Consider the following 18709-nt stretch of genomic DNA (forward strand, 5'->3'; position numbering starts at 1 on the left):
CGTTCCATGCGCGGTCGAACGAACGTGAGACCGCGGTGCGAGCGGGGAGTGCGCGGTCGAACGGACGTGAGACCGCGACGGCGAACGGCGAACGAAGTGAGCCGTGAGCGGAACGACCCGCGAGCCGTGCGGGACGGGAGGGAGTGAAGTCGTTCGAGAGAGCGAAGCTCTCTCGTGATGGACGAGACGGCTCCGCCGTCTCGAACCACGACCGACCGTCCCGAAGCGAACGGCGAGCGTAGCGAGCCGTGAGGAATGCGCGGTCGAACGGACGTGAGACCGCGGTGCGAGCGGGGAGTGCGCGGTCGAACGGGCGTGAGACCGCGACGGTGAACGGCGAACGAAGTGAGTCGGACGCGGAACGACCCGAGAGCCGTGCGGAGTCCGGACCCTCACCGAAGCGCGTCCCTGACCACCGGGATCAGGTCATACAGTCGGTCGCGGGCCTCGTGAAACAGCCGCTCCCATCCCTCCGGCGTGACGTAGTCGCTGATCGCGAACGCGGCGCCCGCGTCGATCCCGCGGACCTCCGCGACCGCGAAGAGGGCCGCCGCCTCCATCTCGACGGTCAGATACCCACGTTCGGCGAGCCGGCGTGCCTCGAACGCGGTCTCCCGGAACGCCGCGTCGGTCGACCACGTCGGCCCCACCGCAACCGGACGATCGCTGGCCCGCAACTCCGTTTCGAGTGTCCGAGCCACCGCCGGGCTCGCCTCCGCGGACACACCGTCGGGAAGGTAGTGATACGAGGTCCCCTCGTCACGGAGCGCTCCGTCGGCGACGACGGCCGTCTCGGTGTCCAGTTCGGTGGTCAACGCCCCGGCGTAGCCGACGATGCAGACCGTCTCCACGCCGGCGGCGGCCAGCACGTCGACGACCATCGCGGTCGCCGGGGCGCCGATCCCGAACTCGCCGGCGACCGCGACGTTGCCGTCGGTGCCCGCGAGCTCGTGGAGACTCGCCAGCCCCGGCGCGTCGATCGCCCCGTCCTCGGCACCCAGCTCAGAGACGGCGCGCTCGAACGTCGACGCGGAGCACGTGAGGACGACCGATTCGGGCAACGGATCGAACTCCCCGTTGAGATCGCGATAGTACGTGAGGTCGTCGTCCGGCCCGGTGATCGGGTCGTGGTCGTGTTTGGTCGGGAACTGGGGGACGGTCACGCTTCGGTGTGAACGCGAGATCGCAAAAATACTCGTCCCGGTGTGCCCGACGGCGATCGCTCGCGGGGACGTTACTCCTCGCCGGACTCGTAGTGCTCCCCTGCCGCCTCCGGCAGCCGCGTCCGACCGAACAGCGCGAGCACGACGATGACCGACACGTACGGGATGGTCCGCACGAGCGGCCGCGGGATCGCGAGGACGTTCTGCCCCTGCAGCGACAGCTGGAGCGCGTCGAGCCCCGCGAACAGCAGCGTCGACAGCATCGCGCCGATCGGGTTGTAGTTGCCCAGCAGGTAGGTCACGATGGCGATGAATCCCTTCCCGTTGACCATCGTCGGCCCGTTGCCGACGAACTGCCCCAGCGACAGCGACAGCGCCGCGCCGCCGACGCCCGCGAGCACGCCCGACAGCAGCACCGCCGCATAACGCACCCGGGAGACGTCGACGCCGGCGGTGTCGAGCGCCTTCGGGTTCTCGCCGGAGGCGCGCACCCACCGGCCGAAGGAGGTGCGGTTGAGCGTCCACCACGAGGCGCCGACGGCGACGAACATCAGGTACACGATCGGCGACGCCTCGAACAGGGCACCGACGAACGGGAGCCCCGCGAGCGCATCGAGCCCCGCGACGACCGTCGTCGAGACGACCGGGATCCCCGATCTCGCGAGCAGCCCGCCGATGTCGGGGAACGTCGCGCCGGCGCTGGCGTTCGTCGACCCGAAGACGACCGTGGAGGCGAACGGCGCGAGCCCCAGCGCGATGAGCCAGATCGCCAGTCCCGCGATGATCTGGTCGGCGCGGAACTCGATGCAGACGATCGCGAACAGCAGCGCCAACAGCGTCGAGGCGAGCACGCCGCCGAGGAGCCCGGCCCACACCGAGCCGGTGATCGAGGTGACGTACACGCCGCCGAACGCCGAGACGATGAGCAGCCCCTCCAGCCCGATGTTGATGACGCCGGACTTCTCGGCGAAGATGCCGCCGAGCGCCGCGAAGGCGATGGGCACCGACAGCCGGAGGGCCGCCGCCAGCGTCGACTTCTGGAACAGCAGCGCCAGGACGGCGAGCAACACGTCGGTCGCCCCGACGAGCGCGAGGCCGACGACCGCGAGCAGCGCGACCCCCGCGGTCGCCGCCGCGATCCGTGCGCGCGTGCCGAGCCCGTCGACGGCGGAGGCGACGCTCACGCCTCCTCACCCCCGTCGGTCGCGACGGCGTCGCGGCTCCCCCCGAACCGGTCGCGCACGTCGACGCGCTGGCCGATCATCCGGAAGAACTCCGGCATCGCCACGAACAGGACGATGAGCCCGCGGAGGACGCCCACGAGCTCGGGCGGCACGTCCGTCCCCACGTCGACGACGATGGAGCCGGACTTGAGGACGCCGAACAGCAGCGCCGCCGCGATCGCGCCGACCGGGCTGTTGCCCGCGAGGATGGAGACGGTGATGCCGTCGAAGCCGTAATCCGGGATCCCCGTCTGGAAGTTGCCCGCGATCGTCAGGACGTACACCGCGCCGCCGATGCCCGCGAGCGCGCCCGACAGCGCCATCGAGGCGACGACGGTCCGAGCCGCGTCGACGCCGCCGTACTCGGCGGCCTCCGGCTGGATGCCGCTCGTGCGCACGTCGTAGCCGAACGACGTGCCCCGAAGCAGGTACGCGATCCCGACGGCGACGACGATCGCCAGCGCCAGCGCCAGCAGCGACGCGTCGGTGCGCCCGGGGAACAGCGCCTGCGGGAACAGTGCGAACTCCGGGAGCGTCCGCGTCTGGTTCGCGAAGCTCTCGGGGTCCTTGAACGGCCCCGAGGCCAGATACAGCGCGAACGACGTGGCCACGAAGTTGAGCATGATCGTCGTGATCACCTCGTTGGCGTCGGCGTACGCCTTCAGCGCGCCCGGAATGGCGCCCCAGATCCCTCCGACGAACGCGCCGACCGCGAGCCCGACGGGGACGAGCACGAGCGTGCCCACGACCCCCGAGACGGCTCCCGAGAGGGCGTACACGGCGAGCGCGCTGGCGAGCGCGCCGAAGACGAGCTGGCCCTGCCCGCCGATGTTGAACACGCCGGCCTTGAACGCCACCGCGACCGCGATGCCCGTGAACACGAGGACCGTGGTCTCGGACACCGTCGTGGCGAACTGGCCGTTGAGCGGGTTCGCGAGGAAGTCCCCGAACGCGCCGAGGAACAGGCTGTCGTACACGAGGAACGGGTCGTAACAGAAGCCCACGCCCAGCAGGGAGTACGCAGCCGACTCACAGGAGGTCATCCGCCCCGCCACGAGGATGAGCACGAACCCGATCGCCACCGACAGCAGCAGCGCCGACCCCGAGATGAGCAGCCGCTCGGTCGCGCTCGCGGCGACGAGCCGGTCGAGCGCGTCGAACGCGCGGTCGCGGGGGGAGCGGGAGCCGCCCGACTCGCCGGGAGCGGCGCCGTCGCGGACGGCGGTATCGGCGCCATCGTCTGCCGCATCGCCGGGGGCGGCGCCCGCGTCGCTGTCAGCGTCGCCGTCGGCGTCGTCGCCCGCGTCAGTCATCGGCCACCTCCGCGTCCGCGTCGTCGCCGGGAGGCGTCCCGGCGTCGGTCGCGTCGGGCCGGTCGCCGCCGGCGTCCCGGTCGACGACTCGTTCGGCCCGCGGGACGTCCTCGGGACGCTCGCCGGCCATCATGAGCCCGAGCTGTTCCTCGGTCACCTCGTCGGGGTCGACCACGCCGACGATCCGCCCGCGGTACATCACCGCCAGGCGGTCGGAGAGGCCGCGAACCTCGTCGAGCTTCGAGGAGACGAGCAGGACCGCCCGACCCTCGTCACGCAGGTCGATCAGGCGGTCGTGGATGAACTCCGTCGAGCCGATGTCGACGCCGCGGGTCGGGTGGGAGGCGACGATGCAGGCGGGGTCGCGCGCGAACTCCCGGCCGACGATGAACTTCTGCTGGTTGCCGCCGGACAGCGACTTCGCCTCGGCGCCGGCGTCGGGCGGGCGAACGTCGTACTCGTCGATGATGTCGGTCGCGTGGTTCCCGGCGCGGTCCCAGTCCAGCCGGCCGCGCTCGGCGAACGGCGCGTCGTGTTGGGAGCCGAGCACGCCGTTCTCCGTGAGGTCGAAGTCCATCACGAGCCCGCGCTCCTGGCGGTCCTCGGGGATGTACGCCATCCCCTCGCGGGTGCGCTCCCGTCGGGAGGCGTCGGTCACGTCGCGGCCGTCGAGCTCGACGCGGCCCTCGGCGGGCGTGTGCAGCCCGGTGACGACCTCGACCAGCTCCGACTGGCCGTTGCCGTCGACGCCGGCGATGCCGAACACCTCCCCCTCGCGGACGGCGAAGGACACGTCGTCGACGGCGACCACGTCGCGGTCGTCGCGGGCGGTGACGCCCTCGACCGACAGCGTCGCCGCGCCCGGGGTCGCGGGCGGCGTCTCCGTCTCCAGCATCACCTCGCGGCCGACCATCAGCTCGGCCAGCTCCTCGCGGGTCGTGTCGGCCGTCCCGACGGTGCCGACGTTGCGCCCGTCGCGCAGGACGGTCACCTCGTCGGCGGCCTCCAGCGCCTCGCCCAGCTTGTGCGTGATGAAGATGACCGTCTTGCCGGCGTCGGTCAGCTCCTCGAGCACCTCGAAGAGGTCCTCGACCTCCTGGGGCGTGAGCACGGCCGTCGGCTCGTCGAGGATGAGCACCTCCGCGCCGCGGTACAGCGCCTTCAGGATCTCGACGCGCTGTTGGACGCCGACGCCCACGTCCTCGATGCGCGCGTCCGGCTCCACGTCGAAGCCGTATCGGTCGGACAGCTCCAGCACGTCCTCGCGTGCGGCCTCGCGGTCGACGGCGAGCCCGCCCCACTTCCGGGGCTCGTTGCCCAGCGTGATGTTCTCGGCGACGGTCATCGGGTCGACCAGCATGAAGTGCTGGTGGATCATCCCGACGCCGGCGTCGATGGCGTCCCCGGGCGAGTCGAACCGCCGCGGCGCGTCGGCGATCGCGGCGAGCCCGTCGTCGCCGCCGCGGCCCTCGCCGTCCTCGCCGTCCTCCTCGTACGTCAGGCCGTCCCCGTCGACGTACACGTCGCCCTCGGTGGGCTCGTACAGCCCGTAGAGGACGTTCATCAGGGTGGTCTTGCCCGCGCCGTTCTCGCCGAGGAGGGCGTGGACCGTCCCCCGCTCGACCGAGAGCGTGACGTCGTCGTTGGCGACGACGCCGGGGAAGCGCTTCGTTATCGAGTCGAGGCGGACGGCCTCCGTCATGTCACCGGGCGTTTCGGCGGGGACGGGATAAACGGCGCGTTTTCCCGGAACGACCGTTCAGGAAACCGGACTGTCAGACGAGATACCACACGGTATCGGGGTGTTCGAGAAAACGATCGGGGGCCCTGCGTCCGTGTCGGCGACCGCCCCGATCCGCCGTCGAACTGCGGGGGGCCGAGCGGAAGCGAGTTACTCCGGGCTGTCGGGGACGGAGATCTCGCCGTCGATGATCTCCTGCCGGGCCGTCTCGACGGCGTCGACGATCTCCGAGGGGATCTCCGAGCCGAGTTCGTCGCCCAGGACCGCGGCGACGCCCTCCTCGGCGAGGCCGAGGCTCGTCACCGCGCCGCCCTCGAAGTTCCCGTCGACGGTCGCCTCGGCGGCGTTGTAGACGGCGGTGTCGACGCGCTTGACCATCGACGCGAGGATCACGTCGGCGTAGTCGGTCGTGACCGACTGGTCGCGGTCGACGCCGATCGCGAATCGACCCTCGTCGCGGGCCGCCTGGAAGACGCCCGTCCCGGTGTTTCCGGCCGCGTGATAGACGATGTCGGCGCCGGAGCTGTACATCGACAGCGCCGCCTCCTGCCCGGCCGAGGGGTCCGAGAAGCTCCCGGTATAGGTCGTCTGAACGTCGATGTCGTCGTTGGCGGCCTTCACGCCGGCGGTGAAGCCGGCCTCGAACTTCGCGATGAGCGAGGACTCCACGCCGCCGACGAAGCCGACGTTCGTGGAGTCGCTGTCGGTGGAGCTTTCTCCCGCGGAGAACGACTCGGACGTGAGCAGGCCGGCGAGCTGGCCGACCAGGTACGAACCCTCGTGCTCCTTGAACGTGTAGGAGCCGACGTTGTCCTCGTCGACGACGCTGTCGACGATCATGAAGTTCTGGTCGGGGTAGTCGGGCGCGGTCTCCGAGAGCGCGTCCGCCTGCAGGAAGCCGATACACGACACGAGGTCGTAGTCGGGGTCCGTCGACTGCGCGTACTGGTTCTGGTAGGTGCTGAACTGCGACACCGAGTCGGGCTCGGACTCGTCGTACGAGAGGTCGAAGTCCTCCTCGGCCTGCTGGATTCCCGTCTGGGCCTGGTCGTTGAACGAGCCGTCGCCGAGCCCGCCGGTCGCGTACACCATGCCGATGTTCGTCGTGTCCGAGCCGGACGCCTCGGTCTCGGACGCCTCGGTGTCCTCGCCGTCGGCCGCCGGCGTCGACGCCTCGGTCTCCTCGTCGTCGGAACCGCCCGACTCCGGGCCGCCGGTACAGCCTGCGAGCCCGACGAGCCCCGCCGCGCCGACGCCTTTCACGAACTTCCGCCTGTCGAACCGGTCTGTGTCCATACCCGCAAACCAGACGGTAGAATGGTTAAAATCTCCGCATCCACGCCGGGAGCGGAAGGATCCCTGACAGATCGGTTCCGACAGATCGCGTCAGTCGACCGCCTCGACCGCCGCCTCGACGACGCCGGCGACCTCCTCGACGAACGGGTCGACCTCGTCGTGTTCCGCGTACACGCGCACGTACGGCTCGGTGCCGGAGGGGCGAACGAGCGTCCACGAGCCGTCGCCGAAGGAGAGCCGGACGCCGTACTCCGAGTCCACCTCGGCGCCGGGGAACGCCGCCGGAAGCGTCTCCGCGAGCCGCTCCATGGCGGCGGCCTTGTCGTCGTCGGGGCACTCGACGCTGACCTTCCGGTACGGGCGCTCGGTGACGGGCTCACGCAGGCCGTCGAGCCCCTCGTCGGCGACGAGCCGCGTGAACACCGCCGCGCTGGCGACGGCGTCGATCCAGTCGCCGAAGGCGGTGTGGACGTGCTTCCACGGCTCGGCCGCGAAGACCACGTCGCCGCCGGCGTCGCGGGCGGCGGCGATACCGTCGTGGAGGTAGCCGAGCGCCACGCGCTCGACGCGTCCGCCGGCGGCCTCGACGCGTTCGTCGATCCGGCCCGACGCGTTCGGCGTCGTCACGACGACCGGATCGGCCGCGTCGCTCGCGCGGACGTAGCGCTCGGCGAGGATCGCCAGCACCGTGTCCTCGTGGACGACCTCGCCGTCGCCGTCGACGACGACGATCCGGTCGGAGTCCCCGTCGTGGCCGATCCCGAAGTCCGCGGCCCCCTCGCGAACGAACTCGCGGAGGTCCGCCAGCGACTCGGGCGTCGGCTTCGACTCGCGGCCGGGGAAGTGGCCGTCGACAGTCGCGTTGAGCGTCACCACGTCGGCGCCCAGCTCCCGGAGCACCTGGGGGGTCGCGACCGCGGACATCCCGTTGCCGCAGTCGACGGCGACGCGGACGCCCTCGGGGTCCGCGCCGAACGCCCGGGCGTACTCGACGACGGCCGAGCGGTACGCGTCGAGCACGCCCTCGTCGGCGCCGTCGCCCCACTCGTCCCAGTCGGCCGGCGAGACATCGGCGCCGACGCGCTCCTCGACGGCCGTCTCGGCCGCCTCGCCGTGCTCGACGCCGTCGACGAACGCCTTGACGCCGTTGTCGGTCGGCGGGTTGTGCGAGGCGGTGAGCATCACGCCGCGGCGCCCGCGCGAGGCGAACGCCAGAGCCGGCGTCGGCACCTGACCGAGCCGGCGCACCTCCGCGCCCGCCGACTCCAGGCCCGCCTCGGCGGCGGCCGCCAGGGCGGGTCCGGTGACGCGACCGTCCCGTCCGACGACGAACTCCCGGTCGCCGGCCTCGCGGGCGTGGTCGCCGAGCGCCCGCGCCACGTCGAGGACGAGCCCCGGCGTGACGCGTTCGGTCGCGCTGCCGCGGATGCCGGCGGTTCCGAACAGGTCCATACCGGACCGTCCGCGGCGGTCCCCAAGACTCCCTCGGTCCGGGACGCCGACCGTGCGAACGTTCAAGCGTGGTGACGGGGGCAGTCCCGTCGATGCGCTGAACGCGGCCCCGGCGCGCGAGCGGGTGTGCGACGGCACGCGCCGGGAGACGGAACACGGGCCGACGCCGTCGCCTGTCAGCACCTCGTCGAGCCGCGGCCGTCGGGATCTGACGGGCGTCGCCCCCGCGGTTCGACGGGTCGTCTGCGCCGGCGACGGGGTCGACAGACCGAGCCGGCGCCGCCGATCAGATCCCGTCGGCGGCGGTGCTCACCAGCCAGATCCCCGCCGCCATCGTCGCTCCCCCGACGACGAAGCCCGGGCCGATCGCCTCCCCGAGCAGCGCGGCCCCGAGCGCCGTGCCGACGAGCGGTTGGGCGAAGAAGAACGCCGCGACGGTGCCCGCCGACACCGTCTCCAGCCCCTTGTACCAGAGGTACCACGCCGCCGCCGTCGAACCGAGGCCGAGGTACGCGACCGCCAGCAGCGCGCCCGGCGACGCCATCGCCGCGAGCGGCGGCGCCCGCACCGCCAGCTCCGCTGCCGACAGCGCCGCCAGCGGCGGCAGGGAGGCGAGACAGGAGTACGTCGCCGCCGTCAGCGCCGAGTACTTCCGCACGAGGGGCACCCCCCAGACGGTGTAGCCGGCCCACGCGATGCTCGCGAGAACGAGCGCGCCCACGCCGGCGACGTTTCCGCCGCCGAGGCGCGTCAGGTCGTACTGCCCCGCGAGCACGAGCAGCGTGCCGACGGCCGCGAGCGCCATCCCCCCGCCCGAGCGGCGGGTCACCTCCTCCCCGAGTACCGCCGCGCCGAGGACGACCGTGAAGACGGGCGTCAACACCGTCAACAGGGATCCCTGGCTGGCGTTCGTCAGCTCCGTGCCGAGGAACTGGCTGGCGATGGTGAGGGCGACCCATCCGCCGAGGAGGGCGAAGCCCCGGTAGTCCGCCCGGTCGACGGCGACGCCGCGGGTGCGGACGACCGCGTAGAGCGCGGCGGCGCCGACGGCGACGCGGAGGAACCCGAGCGTCAGCGGCGGGATCAGGTCGAACCCCCACTTGCTCACGACGTACATCCCGCCCCAGATGGCCGCCGCCAGCAGCGGCGCGAGCGCGAACGCGTACCGGCGCGTGACGGACGCCGCGCTCACGCGTCGGACCCCCCGCGCCCCGCCGAGGCGACGGCGCCCCCGAGGAGCGCCGTTCTGGTTCGAACCGGCATCCCGGGTACAGCGAGATAGCGACGGGTGAAAACGCTTCCCGGATCCCGCCGTCGCCCCCGACCGTCGCCGGCTTTTCGTCCGTCGCCGTCGAACGGGCGTCCATGAGCGACGATGATGGAGACCGCGTCCGGGCACACGTGTTCGTGTCCGGGCGAGTACAGGGGGTCTTCTACCGCGCGAACACCCGCGATGCCGCACGCGATCGCGGCGTCGACGGGTGGGTCCGAAACCTCGACGACGGGCGCGTCGAGGCGGTGTTCGAGGCGCCGCCCGACGCCGTCGAGGGGATGGTCGAGTGGTGTCACACGGGGAGCCCGAGCGCGGTCGTCGAGAACGTCGACGCCGAATACGAGGAGCCGGAGGGCGAGCGGGGCTTCACGATCCGGCGGTAGCGGCCGCGCCGAGTCGGCTCGGCGGCGACAAAGGCCGCCGAGCCACCGGAGGACCGACCGGGACGCGATCGGATCGTCGGCGAGCGTCGTCACGCGACACCCGGCGTCAGTCTGCGCCCGTCGCTTCCGTCCGGTCACCGCCGCCGAGGAACGGCACCGAGAGCCCGGACTCCGCTTCGACCGGCTTCGTCGGGTCGTGACCCTTGAGGCCGTCCCAAATGACCAGCGCCGACGGGAGCACCAGCATCGACGTGACGAACGAGTAGAGGATCGACAGCGCGGTGAGGGTGCCGAACTGGCCGAGGATGCTCAACACCGAGAACACGAGCACGCCGATGCCCGTCGTCGTCGTGAGCATGCTCCCGAGGAGCGCGCCGCCGGTCCCGCGGACGGTCCGCTCCAGCGCGGTGACGAGGTCGTGTTCGCCGCGTTCGTCGATGAACCGGTGGACGACGTGGACCGAGTAGTCGATCCCCAGGCCGATGGTCAACGAGAGGATCGTCGCCGTGAACGCGTTGAACGCGATGCCCGCGAGCCGCATCGTCGCCGCCACCAGCGCCACCGACGCGACGATCGGGATAGTGTTGACGAGGCCGAGCGACGGCAGCCCCTCGATGAGGCCGTAGATGACCAGCAGGAAGACCACGGTGAGCGAGAGCGCCACGGCGAGGCTCTGGACGGCGGAGGTGAAGATCAGGTCCGAGACGGCGGCGAACACCACGGTGCTGCCCGTGGCGACCGCGACGCCGCTGGTGTCGCGATAGCGGTCCGCGACCGAACGCCCGTCGGCCGTCACGGCCGACTGGTCGGCGTCCGCCTCGGTCGAGTACACCACCTGCGTGCTCCGGCGGTCCTCGGAGAGGTACTGCAACGCCTGCTCGCGCGAGGACGACGACAGCAGGTAGTCGTAGATCTCATCGAGGTTGTCGTCGGGAACGCCGTTCGCGTTCCGGTCGTTCCGCTCGACGAGTCGACGGAACTCGGGATCGGAGTCCGCCCGCTGCTGGATGACCGTCACGATACTCTGAGATTCCGCGCGCCCGTCCTCGGAGACGAACGTGCTCGGCGGATCGTCGCCCATGCGATGGATCTCCTCCAGCCTCGTCGAGTCCTCCATGTCGCCCTCGACGTAGATCGTGACCGACCCGCCCTGGCTCGCGGTGAACTTCTCCTCGAGGAAGTTGAGCGTCGCGACGGCGGAGTAGTCGCCGGGCGCGAACGGTTCGGGAAGCTCCTCGAGGTACTCGGGCGTCTCCTCTGGCGGCAGGAAGTCCTCCTGTGAGAACGACGTGGAGATGCCCGCCGCGTAGCCGCCCGAGACCGCGGTGAGGACGACCACGAGCGCGAGGAACACCCGCGGGGCGCGCTCGCCGACGGAGACGCCGACGCGGAGCGCGCTCGCGAGGCCGCTCCCCTCTGCGCCGAGCGGCGCCTGGGAGAACGTCGGGATCGGGATGGAATCGCGACGCTGGTCGATCAGCACCTTCGCCGCCGGCAGGAACACGCCGAACAGCAGGAACGTGAACAGGATGCCGGCGGCCGCGACCAGCCCGAACTCCCGGATCGGCGCCAGGTCGGACGTGAGGTTCGCGAGGAAGCCGATGACCGTCGTTCCCGTCACGATGAAGAACGCCACGAGGAGCTGGCGCACCGCCAGGTTCATCGCCTCCTCCACGCCGTGTCCCTCAGCCCGGTCCTCCCGGTACCGGTTCACCGCGTGGATGCCGAAGTCGATCCCGACCGCCAAGAGCAGCGGCGGCACCGAGATCATCATCTGACTGAACGGGATCCCGACGAGTCCGAGGAACCCGAACGTCCACACGACAGCGAGTAGCAGCGAGAACGAACCGAGCAGGAGGTCGATGAGATCGCGGTAGGCGACGATCAGGAAGCCGATGATCAACAGGACCGCCGCGGGCGTGACGATGAGCAGCGAGTCGGTGATCACCGACGAGAACTCCGCGGAGATGATCCCCGAGCCGAAGACGGTGATGTCGCCGCCGACGGTGTCGACGACGCGCTGGCTCCGGAGCTGGATGTCGGTCAGCGGGCTGGATCCGCTCTGTCCGGCCGCCGCGCCGCCGCCGCCGGCGCCCGGTATCTCGTGCGTGACGACGCCGATCGTGGCCGACGCCGACGCCGACTCGGCGTTGAAGTCGTCTGACACCCCGCCGGTGAACGCCGGGTTGTCGGCGTTCTCACGCACCGCCCGGTCGATCTCCGTGGGCGTCGCCCGTTCGAGCGCGCGGATCTGCGCCTCGGTCGTGGTCGCGTCCGGGTCGATCGTTCGCGCGACCGTCGCCGCCGGGGAGGAGACGCCGACCACGCGCAAGCCGTCCGTCCCCTGAAGCCGGTCTTGCGCCTCGAGCATCCGAAGCATCGCCGGCTTCGAGAGGACGTTCCGGTCCCGCTGGACGAGCTGCGTCGAGCCGGTGTCCTCGGAGAACGACGGGCCGAACTCCCGCTGGATGTCCGAGAGGGCCTCCTCGGCGGGGATCCCCGAGGTGAACTGCTCGGTCCCGGCGGCCGTCGAGACGTTCGCCAGCCCGCCGGCGAACACCAGCGTGAGCAGCAGGAACGCCACGACGATCCGCCCGGGACGCTCCGTGATCTCCGCGGCGACCGCGGCGGCGAGCCCCTCGTCGGTCATCTGTTGCGCCGGAGGTAGACGGCGCCGACGAGCCCGAGGGCGACGACGACCGCCGCGACGCCGACGGCGCCCAGCGGCAGGCCGTTCCCGTCGGGCGCGGTCGCCTCGATCGGCACCTCGTAGGTGTCGGAGATCAGGGTGTCACCGTCGGCGGTCTCGTACCGGAAGTCAACGCTCGCGGGGTACGTCTTGCCGTCGATGGCGCCGCCGGCCATCGAGAGGTCGAACGTGACCTCCCGGGTCTCGCCGGGCGCGAGCGCGGCGATGAACCCCTCGTCGTCCGACGACGACAGCGGCGCGTCGAGGAACAGCTTCGCCGACACGTCGCGGACGGTCTCGTCGCGGTCGTTCGTCACCTCGAGGGTGAGCGTCCCGCCGCCCCCGACCTCGAACGTTCCGTTGACCGCGCTCACCGCGAACTCGTCGCGGGATTCGGCGATCGGAACCGGCGCGTCGATCGAGTCGCCGGTTCGCCGTGTCCCCTCGGCGTCGCGGTACTGGACGCGCAGCGTGAACTGCCGCGGCCCCGCCTCGGCGGCATCGGACACCTCGATGTCGAACGCGAACTCGGCCGACTCGCCGGGTTCGAGCGTGCCGACGGCGACTTCCGGCTCCAGCGGCGAGACGTTCGGGTTCGACGTCTCGAACAGGACGACCGCGTTCGTCACGGTCCCCTCGCCGGTGTTGGTCACGGTGCCGGTGACCTGTCCCTCCTCGCCGACGCGGAGGGTGCTCGCGAGGTCGTCGACCCCGAACGTCTGTTCGGGCAGGGGCAACACGCCGAACGAGAGCGAACGCGAGGTGGCCGATTCGCCCCCTTCAGTCTCGTACTCGACGGTCGCGTCGACGGCGTACTCGCGCGTCTCCGCCGAGTCGACGAGCGTCGCGTCGACCTCGACGGTCCGTGTCTCGTTGGGACCGAGCGTGCCGACGAACCGGCGGGCGTTCGCCGAGCCGCCGAAGGAGAGGTCGCTGTTGCCCGACTGGAGCGCGAGCACCGCGTTGGTGGCCGTCTCGCCGCCGACGTTGCGCACGGTCGCCGACACGGTCCCGGAGCCGCCGACGGGCGCGGCCGACTCGACGTCCTCGATCTCGAAGCGGGCGCGCTCTTGCACCCGAACCGTCGCGTACACGGTCTCGGTCACCACCTCGTCCTCGTCGTCCTCGTCGCGGTACTTGACGGTGATCGGGACCCGGTGTTCACCGCCGGAAATGTCGGCGGCCACGTCGATCTGCACAGTCACCGCACGGGTGGCGCCGTCCCCCATCCGACCGAGCTCCCGGGTGGACGAGAGCACCTCGATGCCGTCGATGTCGCCGACGGTGGCGTTCACGTCGATCGCCGGCTCGACGCGGTCGTCGCGGTCGGCGGCGTCGTTCGTCAGTTCCACCGTGAGCTCCTGGGTCGTTCCCGGCTGGATCACCGGCTCGGCCACGTCCGTCTCGAAGCGGGGGTCCTCGTCGGCCGCGACGACGCCGACGAAGCCCGTTCCGACGGCCGACACGACCAGTAGTGCGGCGATCAACAGCGTCTGTGGGCGGCGTGACATCGGTGTTGTCTGAACGTTCAGTCAGAGTCGTATATAATCCGTTTGAAACCGGGGCGCGTGATCGGCGCGCCGGTCGCTACGCCGGGACCGCGTACGTCTCATGGAGGTGGTCGACCACGGTCGCGACGGTGTCCGGATCGTACGTCCAGAAGCCGTAGAACCGGCGGTCCTCGGGGTCGCCGCGCTCCTCGGCGAGGAGCAGACAGGCGTCGGCCGGGTCGCCGCCGCCGTCGAACGCGACGAACCACGAGCGCCGTATCTCTGCCGTGTCCTCCTGATGAACGCTCACGTCCTCGATCGCGGGCACGTCGTCGCTCGGCGCACAGTACGTGTGCACGTCGATGTCCTTCGTGGCGAGGTCCTCGTAGACGCCCTTCTGTGCGCGGATGGCGTCGACGCGCTGGAAGCCGGCGTGCAGCTCGCCCGTGCCGGCGCGCCACGCGCGGTCCTCCATCTCCCGCGTTGCGGCCATCATCCGGGAGATGTCGTAGGACGTGAACGTCGTCCCGTCGAGGTGTTCGAGGATCGGCGCCAGCGCGCTCTGCTCGCCCGGGCCGACGGCGATGTCGCCGTCGAGGTGTCGGAGGTCGACCGCCGCGAGCACCTCGTCGTCGCGCTCGTCGGACAACACGACGTACCCGGAGAGGCCGCTGTCGGTCGTCCCCTCCCGGATGCGGACGGCCTGCGAGTCGAAGTACTCGCGCAGCTCCGCGACGGCGCCGTCGTTCGGCGGGTCGAACACCGTCAGACGCTTCTCCCGACCCTCGACGGTATCGATGACTGCCCGGAGTGACATCTGGATTCGACATCCATACACCGGGCGTCGGTAAAAGCCTATCACCGACGTGCACCGGCGCTGACAGACCGCCGGGGCGACACGAACGGGAACGAGCCGGGCGGCGCCGGCCATCGGGGCCTGCCGTCGGAGACCGGCCGCCGCGGCACCGCCGATCGAGTGGCAGAAAACTGATGCGATCTGCACACCTCGGTCACTGGACGAACTGTCTGTTCGAGATACCCGTCTATGGGCCCGATTTCGTGAGATCGAGTATCGGTGACGCCCGTGTAACCCGGTTACCCCTATGTCAGGGAAATTATAACATAGGGCGGCGTGTACGGAGGAGTGATGCTCGATACGATCCTGCTTCAGGGCGCATCCGATCTGTTCAACAGTGCCGGCTCCGCGGAGGCATTCCTCCTCGCGCGGCTCCTGTTCGGCTTCGTCCTCGCGTTCATGGGACTGAACCACTTCATGATGACCGACGGGCTCGCCGGCTACTCGGAGGCGAAGGGGATCCCCGCGCCCCGGCTCGCGACGCTGTTCTCCGGCGGGCTGCTGATATTCGGCGGTCTGGGCGTCGCCACGGGCGCGTTCGTCACGCTCGCGGCCGGCGGGCTCGCGGTGTTCCTCCTGCTGTCGGCGGTCACCATCCACGACTTCTGGGCGGTCCCCGAGGACCAACAGCAGGACGAGATGACCTCGTTCCTCAAGAACACCGTGATGGCGGGCGCGTCGCTGGCGTTCCTCGCGCTCGCGTCGGCGCCGTGGCCGTACGCGCTGAACCTCTCGCTGCTGTAGATCTCGCTCCTGTAGAGCGACCGTACCGACGGAACCGAACCGACGACCGGCGGCGGGGCGATCCCGTCGAGCCGGCGGGCTTTTGTCGCCGGCGCGTTCCCCTCCCGACATGCGAATCGGGTTCCTGCTCAACCCCGTCGCGGGGATGGGCGGCCGGGTGGGCCTGAAGGGCACCGACGGGAAGGTCGCGGAGGCGCGCGCCCGCGGCGCCGAACCGCGAGCGCCCGACCGTGCCCGCCGCGCGCTCGACGCCCTCGCCGAACGCGCCCCCGACGCGGAACTGCTGGCGTGGGGCGACCCGATGGGCGCGAGCGAGGCCCGCGAGGCCGGCTTCGACCCCGAGCTGCTCGGCGCACCCGCCGGCGGGGAGACGGACGCCGACGACACGGCCGCGGCCGTCGCGGCGTTTCTCGACGCCGGCGTCGATCTCGTGCTGTTCGTCGGCGGCGACGGAACCGCCGCCGACGTGGCGGAGGCGCTGGAAGGCAGCGACACCCCGATGCTCGGCGTCCCCGCGGGCGTGAAGGTGTACTCGTCGGTGTTCGCCGTCTCCCCCGAGGACGCCGCGTACGTGGCCGCGACGTTCGAGCGCACCGAGCGCCGCGAGGTGATGGACATCGACGAGGACGAGTATCGCGAGGGCGAGGTCCACCCGGAACTGCGCGCCGTCGCGCACGTCCCCGTCGCCGAGCGGTTGCAGTCGGGCAAACAGACCGGCGGCGGCACCGTCGAGTCGCTGGCCGCCGGGGTCGCCGACGACGTTCGCGCGCGCCCGGAGACGACGTGGGTGCTCGGCCCGGGCTCGACCGTCGGCGAGGTGAAGGAGGAGCTGGGGTTCGATGGATCGCCGATCGGCGTCGACTTGTACCGCGACGGCGACGTGCTCGCGCTCGACGCCGCGGAGTCGGAGATCCTCGACTCGCTCGGCGAGGACAACGTCATCGTCGTCACCCCCATCGGTGGACAAGGGTTCGTCTTCGGCCGCGGCAACCCGCAGCTGTCGCCGGCGGTCATCCGCGAATGTGACCTGGAGATCGTCGCCTCCCGCGACAAGCTGGACGACCTCCGGGTGCTGCGCGTCGACACCGACGACCCCGAACTGGACGAGGCACTCCGCGGGTGGGTGAAGGTGCGCGTCGGTCGCTTCGAGCGCCGGATGATGAAGATCGTGTGAGGCCCGGACCCGGCGGGTGGGGGGAGGGGTACTTGAACCGGAGGGTCGATCCTTACAGATACGACCAAGAATATAATGGACATAGGGTCAAGGTTAAGGTCGTATAGAGGTTCTCCCCGCGTATGGAGACGCGGAAGGTTCAGCGACTGGGACCCTCGACGCTGGCGATGACGCTGCCCGCCGAGTGGGCGAAAGAACAGAACGTCGAGAAGGGAGACGAGGTGTCGCTGCGGATGGGCGGCAAGGGGACGCTGACGGTGCTGCCCGAGTCCGCGAGCACGGAGGACGCGGAGGCGACGCTGCACGCGGACAACCTCGACGCCGACGCCCTGGAGCGGGCGATCCTCGCGCAGTACGTGCTCGGTCGGCGCGTCATCAACATCACGACGGAGGACGGCGCCCTCGGCTCCGACCACATCAACGCGGTGTACAAGGCCGAGACGCAGCTCATGGGGCTGGGAGTCATCGAGGAGACGCCCGAGAACATCGCCATCCGGTGTTCGGTCGACCCTGAGGACTTCACGCTCGACAACCTGCTGGAGCGCCTGGAGAACACCGGCTCGACGATGCGCGGGGAGGCGGTGAAGGCGCTCGCCCACGGCAACGCCGACCTCGCCCAGCGGGCGCTCAACCGCGAGCGGCAGGCGAACAAGATCTTCGTCCTCCTCCTGCGACTGATCTTCACGGCCTACCAGAACCCGAACCTCGCCCGCGCCGTCGGGCTGGACTCGGGGTTCCCGCTCATCGGGTACCGCTCGATCGCGAAGAACCTCGAACTCATCGCGGACAACGCCGAGGACATCGCCGAGATCGCGATAGAGGCCGACGACAACACCCTCGACGTGGACGACGCCACGATGCGGCGCATCCGCGACTTCACCGACCAAGTCGACGAGATCACCGCGATGGCCGTCGAGGCCGCCGTCAAGCGCGATTACGCGCTCACCATCGAGGTGAAATACCTGTTCCGCGAGCTGAAGGACCGCGAGGAGGACATCCTCACGGACCTGCCGGAGATGTCGAACGCGCAGCTGTTACAGGTGCGCGAGGTGCTCGTCAGCCTCCAGGAGACGGCCCAGTACGCGATGCGGATCGCGGAGGTCTCCGCGAACCTGGCGCTGAACCAGGAGAACGAGTTCGTGACGATCGAGTAGAGCGAGGCCGACCGCAGGGAGGCCTCGGAGAAACGAGCGGGGAGCGGAGCGACCCGCGAGTAAAGCGAGACGCGAGGCGGAGCCGAGCGTCTCGGGGGAACGGCGTTCACGAGACGCGTCGCGTCTCGTGAGCTCACGAGAGCTTTGCTCTCGTGAACGGCGCGGTCCTGTGCCGCGCCGCCCCGAAACGAGCGAGGCCGACCACCGGGAGGTCCCGGAAAACGAGCGGGCAGCGGAGCGACCGGTTACTCCCCGGGCTCGGCGACCCCGTCGGCCGCCCGGTCGCCGTCAGTTTTCTCCGCACTCAGCGGGTTCCGACGCCGGATGCGGCAGTCGAACGCCGGGTGCTCCGCGAAATGTCGGATCAGCATGTGTCGCCGCGATCCGGTGATCCCGGTTCGACCGACGTCGTCGGCGTCGAACCGGTCCGGCAGCCGGTCGTACAGCCGGACGAGCGCGTCGAAGGAGTCGAACACCTTCGCGTTGCCGGCGGACTCGGCGGCCTTGCGCGAGACCACGTAGCTCCCGTCGGCGCGGAACTCCCCTGCTGTGCGGAAGAACTCCCGCCGCTCGGTCAGCGCGTCCGCCAGCGACTCCCGCAGGTCGGCGGCGGCCTCGCGTGTCAGTTCGTGTCGCTGCCCGTCCACCTCCACGACGATGCCATCGCCGTCCGGGGAGGCGGTTGCGTTACCGTCCGAGAACTCGATCAGGAGCGGGTGGACTCCGGAACATACCCGGAGGTGTTCCCCCGGAGACAA

At 70.7% G+C, this 18709-nt stretch carries 15 protein-coding genes; 4 read left to right on the forward strand and 11 right to left on the reverse strand.

Annotated features, from left to right (window positions below):
* Window positions 1–392: 392 nt before the first annotated feature.
* The 7 genes from K6T36_RS05460 to K6T36_RS05490 form a co-directional block, all read right to left on the reverse strand.
* A complete protein-coding gene (locus K6T36_RS05460; RefSeq protein WP_222922951.1) occupies window positions 393–1163 on the reverse strand; it encodes a nucleoside phosphorylase in 771 nt (256 codons plus the stop codon).
* 71 nt (window positions 1164–1234) lie between these two features.
* Window positions 1235–2347, reverse strand: a complete 1113-nt coding sequence (locus K6T36_RS05465; protein ID WP_222922952.1) for an ABC transporter permease — start codon at window positions 2345–2347, stop codon at window positions 1235–1237.
* Window positions 2344–3699, reverse strand: coding sequence for an ABC transporter permease (locus K6T36_RS05470; RefSeq protein WP_222922953.1), 1356 nt, complete (start codon window positions 3697–3699; stop codon window positions 2344–2346). Before K6T36_RS05470 ends, K6T36_RS05465 begins: the two co-directional genes overlap by 4 nt.
* On the reverse strand, window positions 3692–5401 hold the full coding sequence (locus K6T36_RS05475; RefSeq protein ID WP_222922954.1) for an ABC transporter ATP-binding protein: 1710 nt from the start codon (window positions 5399–5401) through the stop codon (window positions 3692–3694). The genes K6T36_RS05470 and K6T36_RS05475 overlap by 8 nt, the downstream gene beginning before the upstream one ends.
* Window positions 5402–5590: 189 nt before the next feature.
* On the reverse strand, window positions 5591–6736 hold the full coding sequence (locus tag K6T36_RS05480; protein ID WP_222922955.1) for a BMP family lipoprotein: 1146 nt from the start codon (window positions 6734–6736) through the stop codon (window positions 5591–5593).
* Window positions 6737–6826: 90 nt separating this feature from the next.
* A complete protein-coding gene (locus K6T36_RS05485) occupies window positions 6827–8188 on the reverse strand; it encodes a phosphohexomutase domain-containing protein (protein ID WP_222922956.1) in 1362 nt (453 codons plus the stop codon).
* Window positions 8189–8474: 286 nt separating this feature from the next.
* A complete protein-coding gene (locus K6T36_RS05490; RefSeq protein WP_222923369.1) occupies window positions 8475–9305 on the reverse strand; it encodes a DMT family transporter in 831 nt (276 codons plus the stop codon).
* A gap of 248 nt (window positions 9306–9553) precedes the next feature.
* On the opposite strand from K6T36_RS05490, the gene K6T36_RS05495 reads away from it, so the two are divergent.
* Window positions 9554–9844 carry an acylphosphatase gene (locus tag K6T36_RS05495; protein ID WP_222922957.1) on the forward strand — a complete coding sequence of 97 codons (291 nt, stop codon included), beginning with the start codon at window positions 9554–9556 and terminating at the stop codon, window positions 9842–9844.
* A gap of 106 nt (window positions 9845–9950) precedes the next feature.
* Here K6T36_RS05495 and K6T36_RS05500 read toward each other — a convergent pair whose 3' ends face one another.
* The 3 genes from K6T36_RS05500 to K6T36_RS05510 form a co-directional block, all read right to left on the reverse strand.
* The gene (locus K6T36_RS05500; RefSeq protein WP_222922958.1) at window positions 9951–12494 is read right to left on the reverse strand and encodes an efflux RND transporter permease subunit; all 2544 of its coding nucleotides are present in this window, start codon (window positions 12492–12494) and stop codon (window positions 9951–9953) included.
* Window positions 12491–14044 (reverse strand): COG1361 S-layer family protein, encoded by a 1554-nt coding sequence (locus K6T36_RS05505; protein WP_222922959.1) that lies wholly within the window; start codon window positions 14042–14044, stop codon window positions 12491–12493. The genes K6T36_RS05500 and K6T36_RS05505 overlap by 4 nt, the downstream gene beginning before the upstream one ends.
* Window positions 14045–14120: 76 nt before the next feature.
* Window positions 14121–14840, reverse strand: a complete 720-nt coding sequence (locus tag K6T36_RS05510) for a DICT sensory domain-containing protein (protein WP_222922960.1) — start codon at window positions 14838–14840, stop codon at window positions 14121–14123.
* Window positions 14841–15170: 330 nt separating this feature from the next.
* Between K6T36_RS05510 and K6T36_RS05515 the strand changes: the two genes are divergently transcribed.
* The 3 genes from K6T36_RS05515 (at window position 15171) to K6T36_RS05525 (ending at window position 17951) form a co-directional block, all read left to right on the forward strand.
* Window positions 15171–15623: a DoxX family protein gene (locus K6T36_RS05515; protein WP_222922961.1), complete on the forward strand. Its 453-nt coding sequence runs from the start codon at window positions 15171–15173 to the stop codon at window positions 15621–15623.
* 109 nt (window positions 15624–15732) lie between these two features.
* Entirely contained in the window at window positions 15733–16797 is a 1065-nt protein-coding gene (locus K6T36_RS05520) for an ATP-NAD kinase family protein (RefSeq protein WP_222922962.1), read from the forward strand.
* A 122-nt stretch (window positions 16798–16919) separates the two neighbouring features.
* Complete coding sequence (locus K6T36_RS05525; protein ID WP_222922963.1) at window positions 16920–17951, forward strand: phosphate signaling complex PhoU family protein; 1032 nt, start codon at window positions 16920–16922, stop codon at window positions 17949–17951.
* A gap of 245 nt (window positions 17952–18196) precedes the next feature.
* On the opposite strand, the gene K6T36_RS05530 is transcribed toward K6T36_RS05525, so the two are convergent.
* Entirely contained in the window at window positions 18197–18604 is a 408-nt protein-coding gene (locus K6T36_RS05530; RefSeq protein WP_345778300.1) for a DUF7528 family protein, read from the reverse strand.
* Window positions 18605–18709 lie beyond the last annotated feature (105 nt).

It is taken from the genome of Halobaculum roseum, assembly GCF_019880245.1.
In the GTDB taxonomy this organism is placed as follows: Archaea; Halobacteriota; Halobacteria; order Halobacteriales; family Haloferacaceae; genus Halobaculum; species Halobaculum roseum.

Coding starts and splice junctions, on each gene's coding strand:
- K6T36_RS05490 (WP_222923369.1), bottom strand. CDS start 9,305: ATGTACGTCGTGAGCAAGTGGGGGTTCGACCTGATCCCGCCGCTGACG.
- K6T36_RS05520 (WP_222922962.1), top strand. CDS start 15,733: ATGCGAATCGGGTTCCTGCTCAACCCCGTCGCGGGGATGGGCGGCCGG.
- K6T36_RS05475 (WP_222922954.1), bottom strand. CDS start 5,401: ATGACGGAGGCCGTCCGCCTCGACTCGATAACGAAGCGCTTCCCCGGC.
- K6T36_RS05525 (WP_222922963.1), top strand. CDS start 16,920: ATGGAGACGCGGAAGGTTCAGCGACTGGGACCCTCGACGCTGGCGATG.
- K6T36_RS05485 (WP_222922956.1), bottom strand. CDS start 8,188: ATGGACCTGTTCGGAACCGCCGGCATCCGCGGCAGCGCGACCGAACGC.
- K6T36_RS05480 (WP_222922955.1), bottom strand. CDS start 6,736: ATGGACACAGACCGGTTCGACAGGCGGAAGTTCGTGAAAGGCGTCGGC.
- K6T36_RS05515 (WP_222922961.1), top strand. CDS start 15,171: ATGCTCGATACGATCCTGCTTCAGGGCGCATCCGATCTGTTCAACAGT.
- K6T36_RS05505 (WP_222922959.1), bottom strand. CDS start 14,044: ATGTCACGCCGCCCACAGACGCTGTTGATCGCCGCACTACTGGTCGTG.
- K6T36_RS05500 (WP_222922958.1), bottom strand. CDS start 12,494: ATGACCGACGAGGGGCTCGCCGCCGCGGTCGCCGCGGAGATCACGGAG.
- K6T36_RS05470 (WP_222922953.1), bottom strand. CDS start 3,699: ATGACTGACGCGGGCGACGACGCCGACGGCGACGCTGACAGCGACGCG.
- K6T36_RS05495 (WP_222922957.1), top strand. CDS start 9,554: ATGAGCGACGATGATGGAGACCGCGTCCGGGCACACGTGTTCGTGTCC.
- K6T36_RS05510 (WP_222922960.1), bottom strand. CDS start 14,840: ATGTCACTCCGGGCAGTCATCGATACCGTCGAGGGTCGGGAGAAGCGT.